Source organism: Luteimonas sp. Soil_N_1 (genome assembly GCF_057656255.1).
This window is the reverse complement of record NZ_JBDGKS010000001.1, coordinates 551,487-577,598: the sequence shown is the minus strand read 5'-3', so window position 1 is coordinate 577,598 and position 26,112 is coordinate 551,487. Positions and strand designations below refer to the sequence as shown.

20 protein-coding genes and 1 riboswitch are annotated in these 26,112 nt (G+C 68.3%); of the genes, 6 read left to right on the top strand and 14 right to left on the bottom strand.

Annotated features, from left to right (window positions below; all coding sequences use genetic code 11):
• Window positions 1-11: 11 nt before the first annotated feature.
• On the bottom strand, window positions 12-3,014 hold the full coding sequence (locus tag AC3A4E_RS02670) for a TonB-dependent receptor domain-containing protein (RefSeq protein WP_487630028.1): 3,003 nt from the start codon (window positions 3,012-3,014) through the stop codon (window positions 12-14).
• 144 nt (window positions 3,015-3,158) lie between these two features.
• Between AC3A4E_RS02670 and AC3A4E_RS02665 the strand changes: the two genes are divergently transcribed.
• Together AC3A4E_RS02665 and AC3A4E_RS02660 are read left to right on the top strand one after the other, a co-directional pair.
• Window positions 3,159-3,770: an RNA polymerase sigma factor gene (locus tag AC3A4E_RS02665; protein WP_487630027.1), complete on the top strand. Its 612-nt coding sequence runs from the start codon at window positions 3,159-3,161 to the stop codon at window positions 3,768-3,770.
• The gene (locus AC3A4E_RS02660; protein WP_487630026.1) at window positions 3,767-4,819 is read left to right on the top strand and encodes a FecR family protein; all 1,053 of its coding nucleotides are present in this window, start codon (window positions 3,767-3,769) and stop codon (window positions 4,817-4,819) included. The genes AC3A4E_RS02665 and AC3A4E_RS02660 overlap by 4 nt, the downstream gene beginning before the upstream one ends.
• A 45-nt stretch (window positions 4,820-4,864) precedes the next feature.
• Here AC3A4E_RS02660 and metE read toward each other — a convergent pair whose 3' ends face one another.
• Together metE and AC3A4E_RS02650 are read right to left on the bottom strand one after the other, a co-directional pair.
• On the bottom strand, window positions 4,865-7,159 hold the full coding sequence (metE, locus tag AC3A4E_RS02655) for a 5-methyltetrahydropteroyltriglutamate--homocysteine S-methyltransferase (protein ID WP_487630025.1): 2,295 nt from the start codon (window positions 7,157-7,159) through the stop codon (window positions 4,865-4,867).
• Window positions 7,156-7,398 (bottom strand): hypothetical protein, encoded by a 243-nt coding sequence (locus tag AC3A4E_RS02650; RefSeq protein WP_487630024.1) that lies wholly within the window; start codon window positions 7,396-7,398, stop codon window positions 7,156-7,158. Before AC3A4E_RS02650 ends, metE begins: the two co-directional genes overlap by 4 nt.
• Window positions 7,363-7,597: riboswitch (cobalamin riboswitch) on the bottom strand. (Overlaps the previous gene by 36 nt.)
• Window positions 7,598-7,712: 115 nt before the next feature.
• Here AC3A4E_RS02650 and AC3A4E_RS02645 point away from each other — a divergent pair.
• The 3 genes from AC3A4E_RS02645 to AC3A4E_RS02635 all read left to right on the top strand — a co-directional run bounded on the left by AC3A4E_RS02645 (window position 7,713) and on the right by AC3A4E_RS02635 (window position 11,851).
• The gene (locus AC3A4E_RS02645; RefSeq protein ID WP_487630023.1) at window positions 7,713-8,117 is read left to right on the top strand and encodes a DUF2946 family protein; all 405 of its coding nucleotides are present in this window, start codon (window positions 7,713-7,715) and stop codon (window positions 8,115-8,117) included.
• 111 nt (window positions 8,118-8,228) lie between these two features.
• Window positions 8,229-10,448 carry a TonB-dependent receptor gene (locus tag AC3A4E_RS02640; RefSeq protein ID WP_487630022.1) on the top strand — a complete coding sequence of 740 codons (2,220 nt, stop codon included), beginning with the start codon at window positions 8,229-8,231 and terminating at the stop codon, window positions 10,446-10,448.
• A 2-nt stretch (window positions 10,449-10,450) separates the two neighbouring features.
• Entirely contained in the window at window positions 10,451-11,851 is a 1,401-nt protein-coding gene (locus AC3A4E_RS02635; protein ID WP_487630021.1) for a PepSY-associated TM helix domain-containing protein, read from the top strand.
• A gap of 12 nt (window positions 11,852-11,863) precedes the next feature.
• Here AC3A4E_RS02635 and AC3A4E_RS02630 read toward each other — a convergent pair whose 3' ends face one another.
• From AC3A4E_RS02630 to AC3A4E_RS02620, 3 genes are read right to left on the bottom strand one after another with little or no spacing between them, the layout of a single operon-like run.
• Window positions 11,864-13,363 (bottom strand): MFS transporter, encoded by a 1,500-nt coding sequence (locus tag AC3A4E_RS02630; RefSeq protein WP_487630020.1) that lies wholly within the window; start codon window positions 13,361-13,363, stop codon window positions 11,864-11,866.
• A gap of 39 nt (window positions 13,364-13,402) precedes the next feature.
• Window positions 13,403-14,128 carry an SDR family NAD(P)-dependent oxidoreductase gene (locus AC3A4E_RS02625; RefSeq protein WP_487630019.1) on the bottom strand — a complete coding sequence of 242 codons (726 nt, stop codon included), beginning with the start codon at window positions 14,126-14,128 and terminating at the stop codon, window positions 13,403-13,405.
• Window positions 14,128-15,489 (bottom strand): hypothetical protein, encoded by a 1,362-nt coding sequence (locus AC3A4E_RS02620; RefSeq protein ID WP_487630018.1) that lies wholly within the window; start codon window positions 15,487-15,489, stop codon window positions 14,128-14,130. Before AC3A4E_RS02620 ends, AC3A4E_RS02625 begins: the two co-directional genes overlap by 1 nt.
• A 219-nt stretch (window positions 15,490-15,708) precedes the next feature.
• Between AC3A4E_RS02620 and AC3A4E_RS02615 the strand changes: the two genes are divergently transcribed.
• Window positions 15,709-16,269, top strand: coding sequence for a TetR/AcrR family transcriptional regulator (locus tag AC3A4E_RS02615; RefSeq protein ID WP_487630017.1), 561 nt, complete (start codon window positions 15,709-15,711; stop codon window positions 16,267-16,269).
• Window positions 16,270-16,352: 83 nt separating this feature from the next.
• On the opposite strand, the gene AC3A4E_RS02610 is transcribed toward AC3A4E_RS02615, so the two are convergent.
• The 8 genes from AC3A4E_RS02610 to AC3A4E_RS02575 all read right to left on the bottom strand — a co-directional run bounded on the left by AC3A4E_RS02610 (window position 16,353) and on the right by AC3A4E_RS02575 (window position 26,064).
• Complete coding sequence (locus AC3A4E_RS02610; RefSeq protein ID WP_487630016.1) at window positions 16,353-16,535, bottom strand: oxidoreductase-like domain-containing protein; 183 nt, start codon at window positions 16,533-16,535, stop codon at window positions 16,353-16,355.
• A gap of 2 nt (window positions 16,536-16,537) precedes the next feature.
• A complete protein-coding gene (locus AC3A4E_RS02605) occupies window positions 16,538-17,401 on the bottom strand; it encodes an acid phosphatase (RefSeq protein WP_487630015.1) in 864 nt (287 codons plus the stop codon).
• A 1-nt stretch (window position 17,402) separates the two neighbouring features.
• Window positions 17,403-18,377 (bottom strand): transaldolase, encoded by a 975-nt coding sequence (locus tag AC3A4E_RS02600; RefSeq protein ID WP_487630014.1) that lies wholly within the window; start codon window positions 18,375-18,377, stop codon window positions 17,403-17,405.
• Window positions 18,378-18,410: 33 nt separating this feature from the next.
• The gene (locus AC3A4E_RS02595; protein ID WP_487630013.1) at window positions 18,411-19,601 is read right to left on the bottom strand and encodes a CaiB/BaiF CoA transferase family protein; all 1,191 of its coding nucleotides are present in this window, start codon (window positions 19,599-19,601) and stop codon (window positions 18,411-18,413) included.
• 126 nt (window positions 19,602-19,727) lie between these two features.
• Window positions 19,728-21,638, bottom strand: a complete 1,911-nt coding sequence (locus AC3A4E_RS02590) for a glycoside hydrolase family 127 protein (RefSeq protein WP_487630012.1) — start codon at window positions 21,636-21,638, stop codon at window positions 19,728-19,730.
• Window positions 21,635-23,857, bottom strand: coding sequence for a formylglycine-generating enzyme family protein (locus tag AC3A4E_RS02585; RefSeq protein ID WP_487630011.1), 2,223 nt, complete (start codon window positions 23,855-23,857; stop codon window positions 21,635-21,637). The genes AC3A4E_RS02590 and AC3A4E_RS02585 overlap by 4 nt, the downstream gene beginning before the upstream one ends.
• Before the next feature lie 24 nt (window positions 23,858-23,881).
• Window positions 23,882-24,826: a ribokinase gene (locus AC3A4E_RS02580; RefSeq protein WP_487630010.1), complete on the bottom strand. Its 945-nt coding sequence runs from the start codon at window positions 24,824-24,826 to the stop codon at window positions 23,882-23,884.
• Complete coding sequence (locus AC3A4E_RS02575) at window positions 24,823-26,064, bottom strand: serine hydrolase domain-containing protein (RefSeq protein WP_487630009.1); 1,242 nt, start codon at window positions 26,062-26,064, stop codon at window positions 24,823-24,825. Before AC3A4E_RS02575 ends, AC3A4E_RS02580 begins: the two co-directional genes overlap by 4 nt.
• Between the last annotated feature and the right edge of the window lie 48 nt (window positions 26,065-26,112).

Below are 26,112 nucleotides of genomic sequence, written 5' to 3'. Positions count from 1 at the left end.
TCGATGCAGGGTCAGAACTTCAGCCGCAGGCCTGCGGTGTAGTAACGCCCCATGACGTCGTAGTACGGCGAGAACGTCGATGCGATCGGCGCCTGCTTGTTGGTGACGTTGTTGATCGCGCCGTACAGCTCGAACTGGCCACCATCGCCGAAGCGCGCACTCGCACCCAGGTCGTAGTAGACGTAGCTGCCGATCGCGCCGTTGACGATCGCCTGGTTACGGTCGTACTGGCCGGCGGAGATGTAGCGCGCACGCACGTTGGCCGAGAAGCGGTCGCTGCTGAAGGCCAGACTGCTCACCGCACGCCACTTCGGCACGCCCAGTCCGAACGCGTAGCCCTGCGACTCGACGTACTCGATGCTGTTGATGCCGTCGTCGGTGGTCAGGCTGTTGATCCAGCTCGCCAGCGTGCGGGCCGACAGCGTGCCGCCGGTGCCGAACAGGGTGACCGGCCGCTTGTACGCCACTTCCAGATCGACGCCGTCGGTCTTGTACTCCGACAGATTGGTGAAGGTAGACACGATGCGGCTGATGTTGCCGCCCGCATCGCGCTCCACACGCGCGCACATCGCCGCGTTGCCTGCCGCGCACCGGTTGAGGATGTCCTGCAGGCCCACGGTGGTGATGACGTCCTGGATGCGGATGTCGAAGTAGTCGACCGACAGATCGAGTCCTTCGACCGACTGCGGCGACCAGGTGATGCCGGCGGTCAGCGTGTCCGCGGTCTCCGGCACGAGATCCGGATTGCCGCCGCCGTTGCTGAGCGCATAGACGGTGTCCCGGGTCACCGGATCGAGCACGTAGCTCCAGCCGGTGGTGCTGGTGGTGAACAGTTCGCTCAGGTTGGCCGAGCGGATGTCGCGCGAACGTGCGACGCGACCGCGGAAGCCGGGAAAGAACTCGTTGGTCGCGCCGAGCTTCCACGACCAGATCGCACCGGTGGTGGAGTAGTCCGACACGCGCACAGCAGCGTTGATGCCGAGATCGTTGAACACCGGACGGTCCTTGGCGATCGGCAGCAGCACTTCGCCGAACAGTTCCTTGACCGTGAAGCTGCCCTGCATCGGATTGAAGCTGAAGGAGCGGAACGCCTTCGCCGCGTCGAGCTCGCCGACGCGCTGGTCGATGGATTCGCGACGCGCCTCGACACCCACCGCGACCGATGCGGCACCGGCCGGCATCTGGAACGGCTCGCCGCGCAGGCTGGCGCCGAAGGTGTCGAGCCTGGTCGTCGAACGCTGGCTGGGCGTGCCGGTCACGTAATCGGCGGCCGCCTGCGAGGGCGCACCTTCGCCGAACACGTTGATCGGCACGCAGGCCACCGCCGGATTGGCCAGCGTCACCCGGCACACCGGATTGCCGGTCGCCGGATCGATCACCGAGTCGATCGCGTTCGCCCATTCGTCGCGCAGCACGAAGCCGGGCGTGTCGAAGTTCTGCTCGGCCTCGCCATGCGAGTAGTAAGCACTCCAGCGCCAGTTGTCGCCGGCGTAGCCATCGAATGCCAGCGTGGCCTGGGTGGTCCTGCGCTCGAAATCGATCTGCGGATAGTTGATGTCGCTGTTGAAGCGGCCGAGCGTCAGCGTGGTCGCCCCGGCAGCAAGCATCTCCGCGCGGACCGCGTCCGGGAGGAAGGCGTTGTCACGGCCGATGGCGAGGTTGCCGCGGTTGTGATCGCCGAACCAGATGTAGTGGTTGAACATCCGCGAGTGGCGGACATCGGCGGTCATGCGTACCTCGTCGGTGAGGTCGTACCGCAGGCTCGCCATCGTGGAGTAGCGCTTCTGCGGCGCGCTCAGCGGGCTGTAGTTGTCGTTGGACGGACCTTCGCCGCCGCTCATCAGCGCACCGACACGGGTGCCGAATGCGAAGTCACGCAGCGAGCCATCCGGATTGAAGGCCTTGCCGTTGAGGGCGAACCCCGGCACCACGGCACCGTTGGCATCGCGGGCGCCGACGATCAGGCCGCCGATCGCGGCGTCGGCGAATCCCACGTCCGGCATCAGTGTGGGCTGGCCGTTGATCGTCAGCGTCGACCAGCGTCCGGCGCGCGGCCGTGCGGTGCGCGGCACGATGCCGTCGTTGTCGAGGAACTCGCCACCGACCAGCAGGTGGCCGCGGTCATTGGCGAACCGGTTGCCCCACGCGCCTTCGAAACGACGCTCGTCGCCGTCGGAAAACGTGGAACGTCCCGCCTGCGCGCCGAGCTTCAGGCCCTCGAAATCGTGGTCGAGCGTGATGTTGACCACGCCACCGACCGCGCCCGAACCCCAGGCCGCCGAAGCGCCGCCGGTGACCACATCGACGTACTTCACCAGCACCGACGGAATGGTGTTGAGATCGTTGTCGCCCGACACGCGGCGGCCGTCGAGCAGCACCAACGTGCGGCTGATGCCCAGGCCGCGCAGGTCGACCGGCGCGTTGCCGGCGCCCGTGTTCGAACCGGTGGTCTGCGGCGAACTGGTCGCGCGGAACTGCGGCAGGTCGTTGAGGGCGGCGCCCACGTTGGTGCGCATGTCCAGGTTCAGTTCTTCGGCGCTGATCGGCAGGATCGGCGTCGGTGACACGAAGTCGGGGCGATCGATGCGCGAGCCCGACACCCGCACCACATCGAGATTGGTCGCGCCGTCCGCCTGTACCGCAGCCTGCGGGGCAGCCGTCGCTGCAGGTCCGTTCGCAGGGGCGTCCGCGCGATAGACCAGGATCACGCCGTCCGCGTTCTGGCGGTGCTGCAGTCCGGTCCCGGCAAGCAGGAGGGCAAGTGCGTCGTCCAGTGCATGCTGGCCGGACAGGGCCGGCGCGGTCAGGCCGCGGACCAGGTCGGGCGACACCATGATCTGGCGGTCGGCGGCCAGTGCAAGCTGGTTCAATGCCGCGCCCAGCGGCTGGCTTTCGATGCTGTACGCCTGCGGCGCCCCCTGCGCCCATGCAGTGGTGGTGACCAGCATGCCGCCCCCCAGACCCAGCGCGATCGCCAGCGCCGGCACCAGTGGATGCCGCGAATAACGGCGCATGCCGCGTGTGTTCAATCCCCGTGCCATGAAAAAACCCCTTGAATTCGTGATCGGATACCGGCCGTCCCTGACGCGGTGTGTGTCCCCCCCTATCCATGCAGACGCAACGCGTCACAAATCCCTCATCTTGCTGACGCATCTCCGGTGTCCTACGGTGGGGGTGAGCAAGCCGTCGCTCGCCCCCCACACATTTCGATGACCCACCCTGCCACCGGCAAGGCGCCCGAAGACGCCCTGCCGCACACGGACGTGCGGACCACCCAACGACTCGCGCAGCGGTACCGGCCTGTGCTGCTGCGCTATTTCTCCCGCCATCTGACCTCCCGGGAAGATGCGGAAGACCTCACCCAGGACGCGCTCACGCGGCTGTCCCAGCAACCTGCGCAACGTCTGGCAGGCCTGGTCAATGCCGAAGCGTTTCTGCTGCGCATCGCGTCGAACCTGCTGCGCGACCGCTTCCGCCGGGACCGCAGCCATCATGTCGCCGACCACGTGCCCATCGAGGGCGCGATTCTGGGCTGGCGGGGTGAGGAACCGTCCAGCGAGCGCGTCTACGAAGACAGGGCGCGATTGCAGGCATTCCTGCAGGCGCTCGACGGATTGTCACCCCGGTGTCGAAGCGTGTTTCTGCTGCAGCGATATGATGGACTGACCTACAGCGCCATCGCCAAGCGACTCGGGATCAGTACAAGCGCGGTGGAGAAACACATGATGCGGGCCCTGATGCACCTGGACGCGACACTGGGCGAGGCATGACTGCAAAGCTCGAACTGATCGAGGGCGGCGATCCCGTGAGACGCCAGGCGGCCGCGTGGTTCGCCCGTCAACGCGCGGACGACGTCACCCTCGAGGAGACGCATGCCTGGCAACAGTGGCTGGCGGCAGACGCGCGCCATCGCGCGGCCTATGCCCGGCTGGAACGCCTGTGGTCGGGTCTGGGCACACACGCGGCGCAACCGGAAATCGCCGCCCGGCTTGCCGCGGTCGCGGCGGTGCAGGCGCCGGTCACGGCCCCCCCCGGACCCGCAGCCCCGCGCGCCCGTGGTGGCCGCTGGGCCGTGCGGCTCGGTATGGTCGCACTGCTGGCAGTCGCGATCTTCGGCGCATGGTGGACACCGGCACCGCCGACGCTGCAGGACACGCTCTACGCAACGGCGGTCGGCGCGCATCGGGAGATCGTGCTCGACGATGGCAGCCGCATCACGCTCGATACCGACACCCGTCTGCGGGTCGCGTACCACGACACCGAGCGCAGTCTGTTCCTCGAGCGTGGCCGGGCGTTCTTCCAGGTCGCGCACGAACGGCGGCCGATGTATGTCCGGACCGAACACGGCAGCGTCCGCGTGGTCGGCACCACATTCGAACTGGACCAGCGTGCGGATGCACTCGATGTCACGCTCATCGAAGGCCGGGTGAATCTGCTGCCGGTGTCCGGCTACGATACGGATGCGCCGGCGGTCCCGATGGTGGCCGGTCATCGCGCACGACTGGCACCGGGGCACGCACCGCGCGTCGTTGCCATGCGGGATACAGCGCCGCCGACATGGCTGTCGGGACGTCTTGTGTTCGAGGACACGGCGCTCGCCGACGCGGTCGCGGAGTTCAACCGTTACAGCCACGCGCGCCTGGTGGTCGACGACGCCGCATTGGACGGCATCCGCCTGACCGGCGTGTTCCGCAGCGATGCGCCCCATGCGTTCGTCGGCGCGCTGGCAGAGCTGCATCCCATCCGGATCGATGTCTCCACACCCGGCGTGATGCGGCTCGATGCCGGGCATCCGTCCGGGTCGACGGCGCGCCGCTAGCAACGGACGCTGCGGCATGCGCCGGCGCATGCCGCAGCGCGTGTGTCACGCGGCCCGGCTTACCGGTGTGTGCGCTCGCATCCGGCGTGCGGCTTCAACCAGCGCCTGCAACGCGGCGCGTGTCTCCGGCCAGCCTCGGGTCTTGAGGCCGCAGTCCGGATTGACCCACAACTGCGCAGGCGGAATCCGGTCGGCCGCGCGCTCCAGCAGACGCGTCATCTCGTCGACGTCTGGCACGCGCGGCGAGTGGATGTCGTAGACGCCGGGGCCGATGCCGTTGGGATAGCGGAAGCGCACGAAGGCATCCAGCAGTTCCATGCGTGAGCGCGAGGTCTCGATCGAGATCACGTCGGCGTCCATCGCGGCGACGGCTTCAATGATGTCGTTGAACTCCGAGTAGCACATGTGGGTGTGGATCTGGGTCGTGTCGGCCACGCCCGATGCGCTGATGCGGAAGCTCTCGACCGCCCAGTCCAGATATGCCGCCCAGTCGGCGCGACGCAGCGGAAGACCTTCGCGCAACGCAGGTTCGTCGATCTGGATCACGCCGATGCCGGCCGCTTCGAGATCGATCACTTCGTCGCGCAGCGCGAGCGCGATCTGCCGGCAGGTGGCGGCGCGTGGCTGGTCGTCGCGTACGAACGACCACTGCAGGATCGTCACCGGCCCGGTAAGCATGCCCTTCATCGGACGATCGGTCAGCGACTGCGCGTACGTCGACCAGCGCACCGTCATCGGCGCCGGCCGCGCGACGTCGCCCCAGATCAGCGGCGGCTTCACGCAGCGCGAGCCGTAGCTCTGCACCCAGCCGAGCCTGGTGAAGGCGAAGCCGTCGAGCTGCTCGCCGAAGTACTCGACCATGTCGTTGCGCTCGAACTCGCCGTGCACCAGGACGTCGAGACCCAATGCTTCCTGTTCGCGCACGCAACGCGCGGTCTCGGCGGCGATGAAGGCGTCGTAGTCGGCATCGCTGAGCGTGCCGGACTTGTGCGCCGCGCGTGCTTCGCGGACTTCGAGCGTCTGCGGGAACGAGCCGATCGTCGTCGTCGGAAACGCGGGCAGCGGACGCAGGGCATCCTGGGCGACGCGACGCGTGCCGAAGGCCGACAGACGCTGCGCATCGACGGGACGGATCGCCTGCACGCGTGCGGCGACGTCGGCGCGATGCACACGCGTCGACTGGCGACGCGCATCGATCCCGGCGCGCGCCTCGGCCAGGTTGGGCTCTACCGCATCGGGATCGGTCAACGCATCGGCGATCAGGCGCAGTTCGTCGAGCTTCTGCGTCGAGAACGCGAGCCAGCCGCGCAGCTCGGGATCGAGCGCCTTCTCTTGCTTCAGATCCACCGGCACGTGCAGCAGCGAACACGAGGGCGCGAGTTGCACTGCATCGGCGCCGCGCGCTTCGACCGCATAGCGTGCGAGCACCAGCGCGTCGTCCAGCCGTGTGCGCCAGATGTTGCGGCCATCGACCAGCCCCAGTGACAGCGTGCGACCGGCCGGCAGTGCGTGCAGCACGGCATCGAGCTGTTCGCGTCCCCGCACCAGATCCACATGCAGGCCATCGACCGGCAGCGATGCGGCGAGTTCGAGGTTGTCGTCGAGTGCGCCGAAGTAGGTCGCCAGCAGCAGCTTCGGTCGCGCAATGCCGGCAAGCGCGGCGTAGGCGCGACGGTAGGCCGCGCGCGTGGTGTCATCGAGATCGAGCACGAGCACCGGCTCGTCGATCTGCACCCAGCCAGCGCCGGCGTCATGCAGCTTGCGCAGCAGTGCCGCGTACACCGGCAGCAGCCGGTCGAGCAGTGCGAACCGGTCGCTGCCGTCGGTGGTCTTCGACAGCCACAGCAGCGTGACCGGCCCGATCAGCACCGGGCGCGTCTCGATGCCGGCGGCCTTGGCTTCCAGGTACTCGCGTACGGGCTTGTCGTCGCGCAGTGCGAAGGCCTGGTCGGCGTGCAGCTCGGGGACGATGTAGTGGTAATTGGTGTCGAACCACTTGGTCATCTCGAGCGCGTGCAGGTCGATGCCATCGCGTTGATGCCCGCGTGCGAGCGCGAAGTAGCCGGCCAATGGATCGGCATCGGCCAGCGCGCGATAGCGCCCGGGAATGGCATCGACGCAGAACGCGGCGTCGAGCACCTGGTCGTAAAGCGAGAAGTCGTTGCTGGGCGGCAGGTCGACGCCCGCCTCGCGTTGCAGGGTCCAGTGCCGCAGCCGCAGTTCGCGGGCGGTGGCGTGTAGCGTGGCGGCATCACCGCCTCGCCAGTGCGCCTCGACTGCACGCTTGAGTTCGCGGCGTGCGCCGATGCGGGGAAAACCGAGATTGCCGATCTGTGTCACGTGTAGTGCTCCTCAATGCGATGGATGCTTGAGGAACGAAGGACCGCGCGCCGCGGCGCATGTGCGCCACGGACCGTGCAGGCGACCTTCGCCCCCTCGGGCGAACCGGGCCTGCGCGCGGACATGCGGAGCCGACCACGCAGGATGCGCGGCATGGCACCGGTCACCTCCCCGCGGAGGTCCAGGTCGAACGCCCGCGCGGTCATGCGCGGACGGCCAGGGCAGGTCTTCGGGCTCATGGACGGGCCACAGGCGTGGCGGGCCTACTGTCCGTCGCTTCCCGGCCGGTGACGGCGCCAGTGCGATGACGGAGGTCGTTTCCAATTACCGCTGCGGGGCAGCGCCGGAATTGCCGCGAAGGACGCGACGCACCGGCTTCCCTTTTAATCCATCGCCATATCTTGATACAGAGATGGAACCAAGGCGGGGCCGACGTTACGCGGCTCGCGGGCGGTCGTCAATGGAGGGCGCGCACGCGGGTGCGACGATCGGTCGCGGCCTGCAGCGTGCGCATCGTCGTCTAGTTGCGTGCATGCCCGAATAGACTGTTCCGATGATCACCGGCCGCCGGTTCCAGCATGCATTCGCCTGGCTGTCGCTGACGGCCGTGCTGCTGCTCGCGTTGCTGCCGTCGATCGGACGCATCGCGCATGCGCACGACGGCTCGCCGCGCATGATCCTGATGGAGATGTGCACGATGGGCAGCGAGAAGCTCGTCAGCATCGTCGATCCCCACAGCCTGCTCGACGATGCGCCGCGCCCGGCGCCGTCGGCGCATGTCGACATGCAGGACTGCGGCTACTGCCCGCTGCTCGCCACCACGCTGCTGGCGGTGTTGTGGTTCGCGATCGCGCGCCTGCTGCATGTGCCGCAGCGCGCGCGCGTCGTGCATGCGTTCCGGCTGGTCGAACGCCATCCCTGCGGACTCGGCTCACGCGGTCCGCCACTCGCGGCCTGAGCTGAGCTGCGGCGACCGCTCCGGTCGTCATTTTCCTGCGATGACCGCGCTTGCGCGGTGTCGCCCGTGCGCGCGTGCCCATGCCGCGCCGCACCCGCACTGGATGCCCACATGTTCCGTTCCGCAATCACCCGGCCTGCGCCGGACTACACCCTGTTCCGTACAACGCCCGCGGTCTCTCTGCTCGCCGGCCTGATCGCCACTGGAGTCGCCGCGCCGGCATTCGCCCAGTCTTCGACGGACGCGACCACACTCGACACTCTCCAGGTGCAGGGCCAGCGCTTGCGCACGCTCGACGCACCGCAGGAGACCGGCAGCCGTCTGGGTCTTTCACAACGCGAGACACCGGCATCGCTGCAGGTGATCGGCCGCGAGGCAATCGCCCGCAAGGGCGCACGCACCACGCGCGAGGTCTTCGAACTGGCCGATGGCGCGATGGTCGGCAATGTGCCCGGCAATCCGGCAGTGGTGACGCTGCGCGGCTTCAGCGGCAACACGATCTCGGTGCTGCACGACGGCGTGCGCATCGGCGCCTCGACTTTCGTGACACGCGATGTCGACACCTGGGGATTGGAGCGCGTCGAAGTACTGCGCGGACCGGCCTCGGTGCTCTACGGCGAGGGCACGATGGGCGGCGCGATCAATCTGGTATCGCGTCGGCCGAGCACAGACGCGCAGGTGATCGACGCCATGGTCGGCGTCGGCAGCTTCAACACCCGCCGCGCCGGGTTCGGCATCAATCAGCCGCTGTCGGACACGCTGGCGCTGCGATTCGATGCTAGTGGCCTGCGGTCCGACAGCCTCTACGACATCGAACACAACCGTGTCGAGATGTCGACGCTCTCGACCAGCCTGGCGTGGTCGCCGCACGACGCACTGTCGATGCTGCTGTCCTGGCAACACGCCGAGGACGACAGCACCGGCACCTACCAGGGCTCGCCGATGGTGGCAATCGAGGACGCCATCGCACCGTCGCGTGTGGTGCGCAGTGCGAACGGACTGGTGATCGACGCGGCCACGCGCCACGTCAACTACAACCCGATCGGCGCGCACACCGGTGCACGCAGCGATCTGCTGCGCTGGAACGTGGCATTGGACCTGTCGCACAACTGGAAGCTTCGCAACGATCTGGCCTGGTACCGGGCGGATCGCGACTTCGTCTATTCCGACGACTGGCTCTACAACCGCGGCACCGGCTTGTACGCGCGTGGCGCGCAACGTGTGTTCCACGATCACCGGTTCTGGAACGAGCGTCTGGCGCTGTCCCATGACGGACCGCTCAAAGGCCGCCGCAACCGGTTCACTGCAGGCGTCGAACTCAACGGCACCGATTTCGTCAATCCGCGCCAGAGCGGCAGCACGACGCCGGTCACGCCGGTCGATCCCGACATAGGCGTGTTTCCTGGTGCGGATTCGCCGGTGTACACCAGCGATCAGCTGTTCCGCACCGATCTGCGCACGCGCGCGGTGTTCGCCGAGAACGCGTTCAATCTCACGCCACGCTGGCTGCTGGTCGGCGGCCTACGCTACGAGCGGATCGATCTTGGGCGCAGCATCGACAACCGCATGACCGGTGCGATCACGGCATTCGCGCCGCGTTACGCGCCGCTGTCGTGGCGCGTGGGCAGCGTGTTCGATCTGCGCGACAACGTGCAGCTCTACGGCCAGTTCTCCACCGCGGCCAGTCCGGTGTCGAGCCTGCTCACGATCCAGACCGCATCGGGCATCTTCGATCTCACCGACGCGAAGTCCGCCGAGATCGGCATCAAGGCCGATGCCTGGAACGAACGCCTGTCGCTGACCGCCGCCGCGTACCGGATCGAACGCGACGACATCCTGACCCGCGACCCCGCGAATCCATCGATCAGCGTGCAGGGCGGACGCCAGTCATCGCAGGGGCTCGAACTGTCGGCGGATCTGCAGGCCACACGCGGCCTGCGACTGGACGCATCGACCACATGGGGACGCGCGCGTTTCGACGAACTGATCGAAGCCGGTGGCGTGGACCGTCGTGGCAACCGTCCAGGCAACGTGCCCAATGGCACCGCGATGCTCGCAGGCACCTACCGGTTCGCCGGCGTGCCAGTGTCGATCGGCGCCAGCGGCCATCACGTCGGCGGCTTCTACACCGACAACGCGAACACCATCTACGTCCGCGGCCGCACCACGTTCGATGCCTGGGCGAGCTACGACTGGAGCCGCGTCTCGGTGGCGCTGCGCGTGCGCAACCTCGGCGACGCGCTCTACGGCGAGTATTCCGGCTATCCCGCTACCCACGTCTATCTCGGCGCGCCGCGCAGCGTCGAGATGACCCTGCGCACGCGGTTCTGACGATGGCCCGTCTTCCGAAGTCCGCAGATGCCGGCGATCGCTACCGGGTGTTCTGGCGCTGGCATCTGTACGCTGGCCTGTTCGTCGCACCGTTCCTGGTCGTCCTTGCGATGACCGGCGCGGTGTATCTGTTCAACGACGAACTCGACGACGCGCTCTATCCGCAACTCCGCTTCGCACCGGCGCCGTGGTTGGAGCGCGTCGCGCTGGCACAGATGATCGACACCGCCGAAGCCGGCGTCGACGACGCGACCGCGACGCGCATCGATGTGCCCAGCGATCGCACGCGCAGCGCGCGCGTGCATCTGGCAACGGCGGAGGGCGACACGCGCGTCGCATTCGTCGATCCCGGCAGCGGCGCACTGCTGGGCACACTGGTACCGGCGCGCACGCTGGTCGGCATCGCGGACCGGCTGCACGGCTCGCTGATGCTCGGCACCTTCGGCCGCTACGTGATGGAACTCGCCGCGTGCTGGGCCGTGCTGCTGATCGTGTCCGGGCTCTATCTCGTTTGGCCACGCGATGGCCGCCGCGCATGGCGTGCGTTGCTGCCGGACCTGCGGGCGCGCGGACGTGCGTTCTGGAAGTCGCTGCACACCGCGGCCGGTCTGTGGGTCGCGCTGCTGGTGCTGTTCCTGATCTTCACCGGTCTGCCGTGGGCGGCGTTCTGGGGCGGCTGGATCCGCGGCGGCGCGGAACTGATCGGCGAAGGTTATCCCTCTGTGTATCGACGCTACGCCGCGGTCGATGCGCCAACGGTCGGCAGCGATTTCAACGACGTGCCGTGGACGCTGCAGCAGGCGCCTCTGCCGCCGGTCTCGCCCGACACGCACCACGGCCATCACGGCGCACCGGGCCCGCAGGCCGGCGCGCCGCGCGCATGGACGCCCGATAGACTGGAACGCGCGATCGCGCACGTGCGGAGCGCAGGCACGCAGGACGATCTGCGCATCTTCCTGCCCGCCGACGCGCGTGGCGCGTTGATGGCTTACACGTATCCGGATCGTCCGCAGGGACAGATCACCTGGCACTTCGATCGCGACGGCGCGCTGCTGGTCAGTGCCGGTTTCGCCGACTACGGCCGCGTGGCGCAGGCGATCGAGCTGGGGGTGCAACTGCACATGGGCAATTACTTCGGCCGCGCGAACCAGCTCGTGATGCTGGCCGCGTGCATTGGCGTCGTCGGCCTGGCGTTCAGCGGGCTGGTGATGTGGTGGCGCCGGCGGCCCGCCGGACGTCTCGGCGCGCCACGGACCGCACGCCCCACACCGACACGCGTGCTGCTCGGCTTGATCGTCGCGACCGCATTGCTGTTGCCGTTGCTCGCGGCTTCGATGGTCGTCGTGTGCGTATTCGACCGCTGGCTGCGGCCGCGCATCCCGGCGCTGCGCTGGCTCGACTGAAGCCCGCAGCGCTCAGTGGCTGCGATGACCCGCGGTGCCGGCGTTCGGGGCCGACACCGCGATCGCGACGGCCGCGATCGTGAGCGCGGCCACCGACAGCCACAACGTCGCGACGAAGCCCTGATCGAACGCGAACTGCGCGGCCGACAGCAGACGATTTGCGAGGTCCGGTGACATCGACTCGGCGGCGAGAATCGCCTGGTCGATACCGTCACGCGCGAGCGCCGGTGTCTCGACGCCGTCGGGCAGGATGAAGCTGCGCGCATACATCCACGTCATCATGCTGCCGAGCATCGCGACGCCGGCAGTGCTGCCGATCTCGTAGGACACCTCCTCGATCGACGCCGCCATGCCGGCCTGTTGTGCCGGTGCGTTGAGCATGATCGCGCCCGATGCGCCGGTCATCGTCGCGCCGAGACCGAACCCGATGGCGAGCAGCGGTACGAACCGCGCGAGCGCCGAACCGTCATAGGTGAAGATCAGCCCGAGCAGTCCCAGCGCGGCCACGAGCAGCGCCAGCCACACCACGCGTGCGTGGCCCAGCCGCTGGGCGACGAGTCCGGTCAACGGACCGGCGAACAGAGACGCGAGCGACAATGGCATGATCGCGAACGCGGCCTGCAGCGGCGTCATGCCCGATACCAGCTGGACGCGCTGGGTGAAGACCAGCAGCACGCCGATCATCGCGAACATCGAGATCGCCGCGCCGATCGCGCCGGCGCGGAACACCGGATGCCGGAACAGCGCGAAGTCGACCATCGGCGCGGCCATCGCCCGCTGCATGCGCACGAACCACACGAGGAAGCCGAGTCCGACGACGCCCGCGATGATCGCGGTCAGCATCGACGGTTCGAGCTTGCCGAATTCCTTGATCGCGTAGATCGTGCCGACCAGACCCACCATGACGACGAGGCCGCCCGAAATCTGCCAGGTGCGGTCCGGATTTCCCGGGATCGCAGGGACCAGCTTCGGCGTCAGCGCGAGCGCCAGCAACACCACGGGGACGTTGATCAGGAACACCGAGCCCCACCAGAAGTATTCGAGCAGCACGCCGCCCACGACCGGCCCGAACGCCGCGCCGCCCGATGCCACAGCCGCCCAGACGCCGATCGCGAGATTGCGTTCGCGATCATCGGTGAAGACGATGCGGATGATCGACAACGTGGCCGGCATCATCGTCGCGGCGCCGACTGCGAGCAGCGCGCGCGCCGCGATCAGCAGCTGCGGACTCGGCGCGTACGCCGCCGCGAGCGACGCGATGCCGAACACCGCGAGACCAGCCAGGAACATCCGACGGTGACCGATGCGGTCGCCCAGGGTGCCGGTACTCATCAGCAGGCCTGCCATCACCAGCGGATACGCGTTGACGATCCACAGCTTCTGCGCGTTCGTCGCGCCGAGGTCGTGGGTCAGCCGGGGCAGCGCGGTGTAGAGCACGGTGACGTCGATGGTGATCAGGAACAGCGCCGTCGAGACGATCAGCAGGACGAGCCAGCGATTGTGGGTGGGCATGGAAAGACTCGAAGAATGTGGTGCGGCGGGTGGTCGTGATTACGCGGCAGGCGCCGGGGCCGGATAGAAGAACTCCAGCCCCTCGCGCATTGCTGCGGCATGCCAGAGGTCGTCGGCGATGTCGGCCGGATCGACGATCGGCATCTCGAAGTCGCCGGGCACGGCCGCCGGTGCCGCATCCATGGACTGGTGATACGCGCTGTCGCGGATGACGGCTGAGATGTTGGCCATCGAGACGTGGATGCCGTCGGGCTGCAGTTCGCCATGCAGCGATTGCAGATAGTTGCGGACCGCTGCCTGGGCAGGCGCGGGGCCGCTCATGAAAGGCAGGCCCTGCGACGCGGTGCCACCGAAGCCGGCGAGAATCGCGCCGCCGCCGCGGCTGCGCATCGAAGGCAACGCGGCCTGGATGCTCGCGACCAGCCCCAGGAACAGGAACTCCAGCTGCGCGCGGCACAGGGCCGGTGTCATTTCGAGCGCGGGATCGAACGCGTTGGCCGTCGCTGGCGCGTAGTAGATCGCGTCGATGTGCCCGTAGTGGTCCACGATCCGGCTGACGGCACGCCAGATCTGTTCTTCCTGCGCGAGATCGGCCTGGAATGCGGTGGCCGCGATGCCTTCGGCTTCGAGTGCGGCTACGAGCGTGTCGAGCGGCTCCAGGCGTCGCGCGACGAGCGCGACGGCGTAGCCTTCGCGACCGAAGCGGCGCGCCACGGACAAGCCCAGACCGGTGCCCGCGCCGAAAATGACGATGACCTTCTGCATCACGATTCCTGTTTGACCGCGGGCGGGACGACGCGGGTGTCGATGTTCCGGTTGAACGGCAGATCGATGTAGGGGAAGCGCCGCACCACGGCGCGGATGCGCTTCTGTCGCGTGCCCGGTTCACCCCACAGCACTTCGACTGTGTCGCCGAGGTTGGCGTGTGCGGTCTCGATGATCGCCAATGAAATCATCTGTCTGTAGTAGTAGCTGAACATCCGTCCGCTCGACATGCCGACAAGGCGCTCGCCGACGAACACGTCGTCGGCGAAGTGCCGCGACAGAACGCCCTGCCAGATCGGATTGGCGGCGAAATCCATGAACTGGATGTCGCCGTCGGGGCGGAACTGCGAGGCGTAGACATCCAGCACATCGTCCTGGTTCCACTCCAGCGTCACGATCTGACGGCGTGGTGATCGGGCAATGCTTTCCAGTGCCTCGCGGCCGCGGAAGTCATGATCGAACGTGATCAGGTGGCCGATGCCCAGCTCGTAGGGATTGGCGTAGCGCTTGGTGATGTCCGGCCCGGCGCTGCCGGGCAGCACGGCGGTGATCTCACCGAACTGCTTGCCGAGGAAATGCATGAATTCGCCGTCCTCAGTCCAGGCATGCAGATAGTGGATGAAGGACTGTGCAAAGCCGCCCTCGGTGTGGTTCAGGCCGTAGGCTTGCATGCCGAGTCGCTCGATGCCGAACGGCGCGCCAGCCTGCAGGATCGCCTCGTACACCATGTGCGCATCGGCGATGTCGCCATGCACCTCGTAGGCGAGCGTGCGCGCCACGCCGAGGCGATAGACCCGGATGTCGATGTCGCGCTTGAGCAGACCATCGCGACGGATGCGGCTCGGGCGGTGCCACAGGAAACGCAGGTCCTTGAGGCTCTCGCCGGTTAGCGCTTCCATGACGTCGAGCGAGCGCGGGCCCGCGATCTGGAAGAGGAACGTCTTCGTATCCAGATTCTCGGACTTGACGTCGTAATCGCCTGATTCGACCAGATAGTCGACATAGGGCCCGTGGCCCATGACCTCGAACACGTCATCGCCGAGCCGCAGGATCATGCCCTCCGCCATCGTGTTACCGAGCGCGTTGCACATCACGCCGTGCTTGGACGCGCCGATCGAGAAGCGGGTGAAATCGTTGATGCACGCGTCCTGGATCAGACGCAGCGCGTCCGGTCCCTTGATGTGGTTGCGGAAGTTCGGATTGAGGCCGGCATGCAGATAGCAGCCCGTCTTCCAGGACATGGATTCCGACTTCCAGCCCGAGAACTCCCAGGGCGTTAGGTGGCCGAACGAAGTGCTGTAGAACGACACGTCCTTGTCGTAGGGCATGAACGGGCTGTGCGGGATCAGGGTGGGCTTCATCGCCGGGTCGTCATCAGGAAACCGGACGAATGGTATGTTTAAGAACGCTTCTTGGGTGTGACGACCCCCGATCACGTACAGCCCGCTCTCAGGCGGTCTGTGCGCAACACGCGATGCAGCCCCCGTCCGTCAGATTGCCGGCCGGTCACGCCAGCCGATCCGAACGCCTATGCTGTCGGCCGCCCTGCCGGCTCCGATCCACCGACTCCGAACTGCGCCATGGACAATCCCCACAAGCGGAAGAAACAACCCGAACAGGTGCGCCGCGCCCTGCTCGATGCCGCGACTCGACTGGCGATCGACGGCGGCGTGGCATCCGTCACGGTGCAGGCGGTCTCGGAGGCGGCCGGCGTGACCAAGGGCGGATTCCTGCACCACTTCCCCAGCAAGCAGGCGCTGGTGACCGCGGTGTTCGAGGAGCTGCTGGAGACCATCGACCGCGATCTCGAGGCCCGCCTCGCCGCCGACCCCAAGCCGCACGGCCGCTTCTCGCGTGCCTACGTCGAGGCGGTGTTCGACATGGACGCCGATACCGATGGCGGTGCCTGGGCGGCGCTGTCGATGTCGTGGCTGACCGATCCCGGCCTGCGCGCGCTCTGGGCCGGATGGTTCCAGGCACGCGTCGACCACCATCGCGACACCGACGACAGCGTCGCGCTGACGATGGTGCGCATGGCCGCCGATGGTGTGTGGCTGGCGGATCTGGCCGGTGTGCCCGTCGAGGAGCGCGAGGCGCTGCGCGACCGGCTGGTCAAGGCGACGCGCCGACCGGCGCGCTGATCACGCCGTGATGGTTGATGCGTCGCAGATGGCGTCCGTCGGAAAAACGACCCACTGCGAACGCACAGAACGCGCGTCGCCGCTCAGGCGCCCGCGTCTGCCTCCGGATGCCGCGCACGCCACGCCTTGAGCTGCTCGCGGTAGTACTGGAGCTCTTCGTTGTAGGTGTCGTGCACGCAGACGGCGCAGCCGCTGTCGCAGCAGTCGCTGGGCAGCGGCGGTTCGGGCGGCTGCGGGCGCGGGTCTGGATCGGACAGGTTCGACATGGTCAATCGCGCGCGTCCGCGGTCGGGATCGGCGACTGCCGCAGGCCGATGGTTTCGGTATCGCAATGTGCGGGAACCGCGCCGGCTGCGCGCTGCGCGGCGATCTCGGTGCGGGCGGCGTCGAGGTCGGCGCGGAACGCGGGCGATGCCTGCAGGCGTGCGAAGGTCGCGGCGCCGACGCGTTCGCCTTCGACGATGTCGCTGTGCCAGTGCACGTTGCAGACCAGCCGGCTCTCACCGAATGCGCGGCCGCGTTGCAGCAATACATCGCTGCGCTCGGGCGCAAGTTCGACCAGCGCCAGCGTCCACGCCCAGCCGATCGCGGTGTGGCCGGACGGATACGAGGCGCTGGTCGTCAGCCGCGGCACGTCTTCGGGCGTGCACACCGGCGCGGCATTGCGCACGAAGGGACGGCCGCGCTGCCAGTGATCCTTCGCCGCGCGACCGGCGTTCGACGCGTCGGCGAGGCTGCGCCGCAGCAGGCGCACGAGATGCGGCGTGCGCGCCGCGCTGATCTCGACACCGAGCGCGCATGCGAACAGCGGCTCGGCGGCCGGGAACGTCAGATCGGCATCGACGGTCGCCTGGCGCCAGCGCGCGGTGTCGTGCAGGGCCAGGCTGCGCACGGCGATCGCGTCGTCATGCGCCTGTGCGGCGGAACCCGGCGCGGGCGGCGCCGGCAGCAGCGCGCGGCTGTCGAACGCGGGTGCGTCGAGATAGCCGATCGTCACACCGGGCCGGCTTTCCGGCACGACCACGTCCGCGCTGGGCGACGCCTCGCGCGCGGGCAGCGCGCAGGCGACCAGCATCGACAGCAGTGCGCCGCACGCGGCGACGCGCACGCCGTCCCGCACACGCGGGCGCATGTCAGCGGGCCTGCAGGCGCTGGGCGATGGTCGCCCGCAGTGCGTCCAGATCCTTGGCGAACGCGGCGATGCCGTCGCGCAGCTTCTCGGTCGCCATCGGATCGGCAGCGAGATCGGTGGCGTAGCGCGCCGCATCGACCGGTGGTGCGATGTCACCATCGCCCTCGCCCGCCTCGAGCTTGCGCGGCAGCTCGCCGTACTCGGCGGCGAGCTTCTCCAGAAGATCCGGCGAGATCGTCAGGCGATCGCAACCGGCCAGCGCTTCGATCTGCGCGGTCGAGCGGAACGACGCGCCCATGACCACGGTCGGCGAGCCGCGACGCTTGAACTCGGTGTAGACCTCGCGCACGAAGCGCACGCCCGGATCGTCGTCGATCGTCGCCGGCGTGTCGCCGCGCGCGACGTGCCAGTCGAGGATGCGGCCGACGAACGGCGAGATCAGGAACACACCCGCTTCCGCGCAGGCGATCGCCTGGGTGCGGTTGAAGATCAGCGTCAGGTTGCAGTCGATGTCCTCGCGCTGCAGCTCCTTCGCCGCACGGATGCCTTCCCAAGTCGCGGCGATCTTGATCAGCACGCGGTCGCGCGGCACGCCGGCGTCCTGGTACATCTCGATGAACTGGCGCGCCTTGGCGATCGTCGCTTCGGTATCGAACGACAGGTCGGCATCGACCTCGGTCGACACGCGGCCCGGCACCAGGCCGGCGAGCTTGCGGCCGACGCCGATCGTCAGGCGGTCGACGACCTTGCGCGCGACGGTGTCGATGTCGCCGTCCAGATCCTCGGCGCGTTCGAGCTCGCGCTCGACGAGGTCGGCGTAGATCGGCAGGTCCAGCGCCTTGCGCACCAGCGTCGGGTTGGTGGTGCAGTCGACCGGCTTCAGGCGGGCGATGGCATCGGCATCGCCGGTGTCGGCGACGACCACGGAGAGCTCGCGCAGCTGTTCGAGTTTGGACGCGGATGATGCAGCGGACATGGACACCTCGGGGTTCGGGACGCGCACCGCGTGTCAGGCGGGCCCGTCATTGTCGCGCCCGGCGTCGTCGAGGGCCACCCTGACGGCATCCGAGTGCTGACCGAGCCCGGGCGCGGCGAAAGGCGCCGGCCCGGGCGTGCGGCCGAAGCGGATCGGCTGCGCGACGCCGCGATAGCTGCCCAGGCGCGGATGGTCGATGGTCGCGACGATCTCCTCGGCCAGCACCTGTGGGTGTTCGAACATGTCCTCGACCGCGCGCGCGGCCGCGCAGGGCACCGCGTCGCCGAAGCGCGCTTCCCAGTCCAGCGCGTCGCGCGTGGCCAGTGCGGCATGCAGGTGCGGCAGGATTTCGTCGGCATGCACGGCGCGCTTGCGTACGCTGTCGTAGCGCGAATCGGTAGCCAGCGCATCGAGCCCGGTCAGTGCGCACAGCGCCTGCCAGAACCGCGGCGTGTTGGCCGACACGTACAGCCAGCCCTCACGTGTGGGATGCAGGCCGGTCACGCCGCCCGAGCGCATGTCGCGGCCGATGTCGAGCGCCTCGCCTTCGGCCCAGACCATGCGCGCGGACTGCATGGTCAGCGCGCTGCGCAGCAGCGACACGCCGACGAACTGGCCTTCGCCGCTGCGCTCGCGCTCGAACAGCGCAGAGGACACGCCGGCGGCGAGCAGCGCAGCCGCGTAGTAGTCGACCACCGAGCCGTAGATGATTTCCGGCGCGCCGCCGCGCTTGCCCTGCAGCGTGCACATGCCGGTCATCGTCTGCAGCACCTGGTCGTAGCCGGCCTTGTCCTTCAGCGGTCCGGTCTCGCCGTAGCCCGTGACCGCGCAATAGATCAGCCGCCGATTCAGCGCCGACAGCGTGGGAAAATCGATCGCCAACCGCTCCGGCACGCCGGGGCGGAAGTTGTGCACCAGCACGTCGGCCTCGCGCACGAGGCGATACAGCACCGCGCGGTCGTCGTCGTCCTTCAGATTCAGGGTGACGCCGCGCTTGCTGCGGTTCACGCCGATGAAGGCACGGCTCTCGTCGGCGAGCGTGGATGGATAGTTGCGCAGGTTGTCGCCATCCGGCGGCTCGACCTTGATCACGTCGGCGCCCTGGTCGGCGAGCAGCGCGCAGCCGTAGGGGCCGGCGATGTACGCACTGAGATCGAGCACGCGTACGCCGCTCAGCGGCCCCGGCGGCCCGCTGCGGCCGCTGTCGAAGATGGAATCCGTCATGTCGTCCGACATCCTTTCGTGGCTGCGGCGATGGCCGCGCAAAGTCTGCGCAAGCCCGGGATCGCAACCCATCCGTCTGTCCTATGTTCTAGCGCCACAGAAACTTGCTTGCGCCCGTCCATCATCTCAAAGCGCTCCGCAATCTCCGCTGTCTGTGCTGTCGCCGGCGGGTGCCAGACCCAACCAGGTCAGACGCCAGATGCGGTCGGCACGCGCGCCGAGCCCGTAGTACGGCGCGAAATCGATCGGCGCTCGATCGTCGAGATGCAGGCGCAGGCCGACGGCCGGGTCATCGCCCTGCGGTGGCAACGCGTCCAGCCGGATCTGCGCATCGTCGTCCGGCAGACGCACGATTTCCGCGGTCTTGTAGCCGTCGATCAGACCGGTCGCATACGCCAGCGGGCCGCGTCCGAACGCGATCCAGGCGTAGTGCAACACCTGCTGCCGTACAGGGCTGCCGTCGGGCGCGCGCGAGACCTGGACGTTGCGGTAGCTGCGGCGATGCACGCGCGGGGGCATCGGCAGATCGAGCGTCACCACATCCCCGTCGCGCCAGGTGCGCGCGAGGCTGGCGTAGTCGCCCGGCACGGGCGTCCCCTCGAACGGCGCGCCATTGATCGCCAGCGTGGCGCCCTGCGCCCACGCAGGAATGCGGATGCGCAGCACGAACGCCGCCTCGCGCTCCACATCCAGCGCGATACGCACGCCACCATCGAACGGATAGCCCGTGTCCTGCACGATGCGCACGCGCCCGGCGTCGCTGCGATCGAACGTCGCCTCGCCCGGGCCGAGCAGATTCACCACCGGGCCGTCGTCGCGCTCCGCGTACGCCACGCCCTGCAGTTCCTCGATCGCCATCGCGCCGCTGGATTTGCAGCAGCGCCAGTAGTTGGTGTGGATGCGCTGGCCGTTGGCGTAGGAGTAGTAGCACCAGTCCTCGCCGTTGGGCGCCTGCGCGCCGAGCAGATCGTTGTAGGCGGTGCGCTCGATCTCCTCGGCGTGACGCGCGTCGCCGGTGATCGCGAGCAGTTCTCGGTTGAGCTGCAGCCACGCGAGGATCGAGCAGGTCTCCACATACGCCTGCGGGTCGAACACGAATGCGGGATTGAACACTTCGCGCGACCGGTGCCCGATGCCGCCGAACGGCCCGCCGCCGAGACTCAGGTGATGGTCGGCGATCGCCTGCCACTGCGCGTCGAGCACCGCGCGATGGCGCGAATCGCCGCTGACGCGGGCGAGCTTGGCCAGGCCGACGAGATTCCAGCACAGCTGATAGGCCTTGCCGGTCGCGATCTCGGACGGATCGGCGCCGTCGAGCGCGCGTTCAATCAGTGCGAGACGCGGATTGGCGTCCATCTGCTCGACGATGCGATGGGCCAGCGCGAGCAGATCCGCATCGCCGGTCAGCGCATGCAGGTCCATCACCGGATCGAGCAGCACCGTCGCCGACATGCCGTGGTGGTTGCCGACGCTGGTGATGTCGATGCCGTCGACGCAGAACGTGCGCCAGCACAGCGCACCGATCCGCCACGCGGCGTCGAGTGCGCCCGAGTCCGGAAATGCGCGGTGTACGTCGAGCAGGCCGAGCAGCAGGTAGGCGTGCGTCCACACGTCCCAGGTGCGCAGCGCCGGCTCGCCGTTCCAGCTTTCGGGCTTCGGCGGCTGCGGCACCATGAAACGCCGGTGCGGTGCATAGGTGCCGAGATAGCCGTCGGTGTCCTGTACGGCATCGAGGTACGACACCACTGTGCGCAGATGCGATTCCAGCGCCGAGTCGCCACTGCGCGCCGCCGCCTTCGCCGCTGCCGACAGCCACTTGCCGGCGTGTTCGCCGTACCAGTCGCCTTCATCGTTGTGCGCGCGATGCGCGGGATCGAAGATCGCGATCGCGGGGCTGTCGGGACCGGTGACGAAGGTCGACAGGCGGCCGCGGCGGTTGGCGTCGAGCGCGTCGCCGAGCAGGCCGCGCAAGCGCACCTGCGACGGAGCAAGTGCGCGCTGCACATCGCATGAGTACGTCGGCGTCGGGTCGCTCATCGCGCGTCTCCGCCGGTATCGACCACGCAGCGGAAGCCGATCGTGCCCGAACGGTCTTTGCACGGCGCCATCAGCAGATACTTGCCGTGCTGGTCGAGGCGATAGGCCTGCGGGAAGTACCAGTGCGAGGTCTGTGGCTGGTAGCTGCTGCCGCCGCGCAGGATCGCCGCGCGCATGTGGTCGTCGGCGAACGCGTCGGTCCACTGCCAGACGTTGCCGATCAGGTCTTCGACGCCGAACGGCGACGCACCCTGCGGATGCGCGTCGACATCGGCCGGGGGCTGCAGGCGGCGTCCGCGGTTGACCCGCGGCGCGAAGCTGTCGTGCCAGTCGTTGCCCCAGGGATAGCGGCGACCGTCGTGGCCCTGCGCGGCGTACTGCCACTCCCATTCGCGCGGCAGACGCTTGCCGGCCCACGCGGCGTAGGCACGGGCGTCTTCGAGCGATACCCAGATCACCGGCTTGCGCTCCCAGCCGGCGCGCGGCGCACCGTCGACCCAGTGACGCAGGAAGTTGTGTGCGTCACGCGGCGCGTAGCCGCTGGCGTCGAGGAACTGCTTGAACTGCGCGTTGGTGACCGGATGGCGGTCGATGTGGAACGCCGCCAGATCCATGCGCCGCCGGTGATGGCGACGCGGGCTGTCTTCCCATGGGTACTGCACGTCGACGCCGGACCAGTTGAAGCCTTCGATCTCGATGCCGCCGACCTGGAACAGGAAGCTGCCGGCCGGCACGGTCACCATGCCCTCGGGTGCGTCGGCCTGCGGCGCGGTGCGCGCCACGTCGACCAGCGTCTGCGGCAGCGCACGCCAGGCCGACGAGTGTGCGCCGAGTGGCTTCGCGGCCTGCGCGGCCACCGTTGCCAGAAACGCGTCGAGACCCTCGAGGTGCGTGCCTGCGTCGACCGCGAGCACGGCGCCGAAACCGCGCGCTTCCAGCGACAGTTCGAACAGCACCTGTCCATCGACGATGCGCGGCGACAGCGCACGTCCATTCCAGACGTCGTAATAGCGCGTGCCGTCGACATGCGGCTGCGCGAGCTGCTCGCCATCGACCGCGTACGCATTGCGATTGACCAGCGTCCACAGCGTGCGGCCCGCACCGGGGAACCGGCTGATGAAAACGCCGCGCTGCAGGCTGGTCTGGTAAGGCGCCCAGTCCATCGACACGACGAGATCGGGAAACTGGCGATAGATCGTCGCGATGCGGCGCAGGACTTCGGCATCGCGCGGTGTGAACTGGTTCCAGATGCCCCAGATGTTTTCCCAGGCGTTGTAGCCGATGCCGTTGAAGAAGCAGTACTGCAGGTCGTGCGTGCGGTCGCGACCCCAGCGGTTCTCGTAGTTCACCATGTGCCGCGGTTCGAGCCACTTCCACTTCGACACCGGCGGCACCGGCCCGTCGGGCGCCTTCTTGCCCCAGCTCTGCACGTTCCAGATCAGCTGTTCTTCCGAACTGATCGTCGATTCGGGCTGCAGCACCACGGTGCGTCCCAGACGCTGGCAGGCATCGAAGAACGCGCGCGGCACGCCGTTGAAGGTGTCGCCATTGATACCGTCCGCGCCGACCGCCGCGACGATCTCCGCCAGGCCTTCCCAGTGGCTGACGCCCGGGTCGCGCGTGCCGTGATCCCAGGGCTTGGCCGGCAGGAACACGCGCACGCCGCGCGCCTGGAAGGCCTGCACGGCTTCACGCAGGCCGTCGAGACCACCGGGCATGTCGTGGGCTAGATCGAACTGGTTGCGGTCGTCAACGCCGATGTTCGGATACACGTACCAGATCAGCACCGAATCGAGGCCGCCGAAGCGCGCGGCCAGATCGTCGAGATAGCGGTCGACGGTATAGGTGCCGGTGTCAGGATCGAAGAAGTAGCGGTCCTCGACCATCATCTGCGCGTGCACGAAGTTGCGCTGCGCCCACTGCAGGTCGGGATGGCGGTAGTTCGCATCGTCGTAGCCGATGCGTACGAGATGCTCGCGACGCCAGTCGCGCAGTTCGGCCAGCCAGTCCTGCGCACTGTCGTTGGCGTTGATCATCCAGTCGCCGATGTCGGCGAACGGCCAGCCGGGCGCCTTGCCCGGTGTCGGCAGATACCGCCCGGTGGTGACGTGCGAGAACTTGTACTCGGTGCGGCGCGGTGCCGGGCCGTAGTCGGCATCGATGGACATGCCGTCGCCGGGCTGGTCCTCGTCGAGCGTGCGGTAGGGGGACGGCGTCATGGGGGGATCTCGAAGAAGAACGGGTCAGACAGTCGACAGTGCGCAACGTGCGGCAAGTGCATCGAGACCTGCGGCATCGGCATCGCCGCGCAGGAGCGCGTCGACGTCGCTGCGGACAGGCACACTCGACTGCGCGCCGAGCGCGGTGCATGCGAGTGCCGATCCGGCAGCTGCCGCGCGCAGACCGGCCTGCAGCGTTTCGCCGCGCGCGAGCGCCGCCACGAACACACCACAGAAGGTATCGCCCGCAGCGGTGGTGTCCACCGCAGCCACCGGGAATGCGGGCTGCAGGTGCAGGCGGGTGTTCTCACGGGCGATGCAGCCGGCCGCGCCGAGGGTCACGACGACGACGGGCACTTCCACGCCTTTCAGCGCGGTGATGAGATCGTCGGCATCGCCGGCGAGCATCGCCAGTTCGCCCTCGTTGACGATCAGCACATCGACCTGGCGCAGCAGCGACGCCGGCAACGCACGCGCCGGTGCCGCATTGAGCACGACCCGCACGCCCGACTCGCGCGCACGCGTGGCCCAGGCGGTGACGGCCTCGATGGGCGTCTCCAGCTGCAGCAGCAGCGTGTCGACGCCGGCCAGATCAGGCAGATCGCCGGCAACCAGCGCGGCGTTGGCGCCCGGCGCGACGGTGATCGCGTTCTCCGCGCCGTCGGACAGGCAGATGAAGGCGACGCCGGTCGCGTGTGCGGACTGCCGGCGGATGTCGAGTGCGACCCCCGCGTCGCGCAGCGAGGTCTCGACCGGCACGGCATGCGCGTCGTCGCCGAGGGCGAGCAGCATCTGCGTCACCGCACCGCCTGCGCGCGCAGCGGCGACGGCCTGGTTGGCACCCTTGCCACCCGGGAAGGTCTGGAAATCACGGCCCAGCACGGTCTCACCGGGCGCGGGGATATGCGCGGCACGCACGACGAAATCGAGATTCGCAGAACCGGCGACGAGGACGCGACCCGTGCTCATGGTGCAGCCTCCTGCTGGACGAGGTTGTAGAACGGCGTCGCCAGCCGCGGGGGATCGCCGGCCACGTCCCGCGGCAGATGCTGGGCGAGCAGGATCGCGACGAGGTCGCGCGTCGGATCGATCATGAAGTACGTCGACGCCGCGCCCGACCAGCCGACCTGTCCCGGTGGCCCGAGACGCCCTCGCGCGGCCGGATCGAGCTGTATCGATACACCCAGGCCGAACCCTTCGTACGCACTGAAGCTCGTATGCGGCGCGTCGAGGAAGCCGAGCTGGTTGCGCAGCATCATCGCGACGGTGTCCTCGCGCAGATACCGCGTGCCGTCGAGCGCGCCGCGGCCGAGCAGCATGCGGGCGAAGCGCAGGTAGTCCGCAGCGGTCGAGTACAACCCGCCGGCGCCGCTCGTGTAGGGATTGAGCGCAGCGCCGGGTGTCGTCGCACTCGGTCCGTCGGCGATGCGCAGTTCGCCGTCGTCGCCGGTCGTGGTGATGTCGACCACGCGGACCCGCTGCTCCGCCGGCACCGAGAACCCGGTGTCGACCATGCCCAGAGGGACGAACAGCCGCGTGCGCAGGAACGCGTCGAGCGGCTCACCGGAGACCACCTCGACCAGCCGCGACAGGACATTGGTCGCGGCGCCGTCGTAGGCGAACACGGTGCCGGGATCGTGCTGCAGCGGGACTGCGGCGAGCCGCTGCACGTACACGTCCAGATCCGGGGCATCGTCCAGGCCCGCCGCCTCGCGCAGACGCAATGCCGCGCTCTCGCTGTTGGCGATGCCGGAGGTGTGGGTCAGCAGATGACGGATCGTCAGCACACGAGCTGGTGCACGCTGCGCGGCGCTTTCATCCAGCACCCGCAGCTGCGAGAACGCCGGCAGATGCCGGGCGATGTCGTCATCGAGTCCGATGTCTCCGCTGTCGACCAGCATCAGCACGGCAACCGAGACGATCGGTTTGGTCATCGAGTAGATGCGGAAGATCGCGTCCGCACGCATCGGCCCGGTGCCGGCGAGATCACGTGTGCCAGCGGCATGCACGTGCGGCGCCTGGCCGTCCTGCCACACCGACGCCACGGCGCCGGTGTAACCGCCGGGGCCCACCGCTTCGTCGACGAACGCATCAAGCGTCTGCCAGCGTGCGACGGGCGCATCCGTCGCTGCGGGTTCGACCGCATACACCGGGATCGCCGGCGCCAGCCACGCACAGGCGACCAGCGCGATCACCTGCAGACGCACACGCAGCCGTCGCCCGTCACCGTTCGCGCGACGCGATCGCGTCCTGTC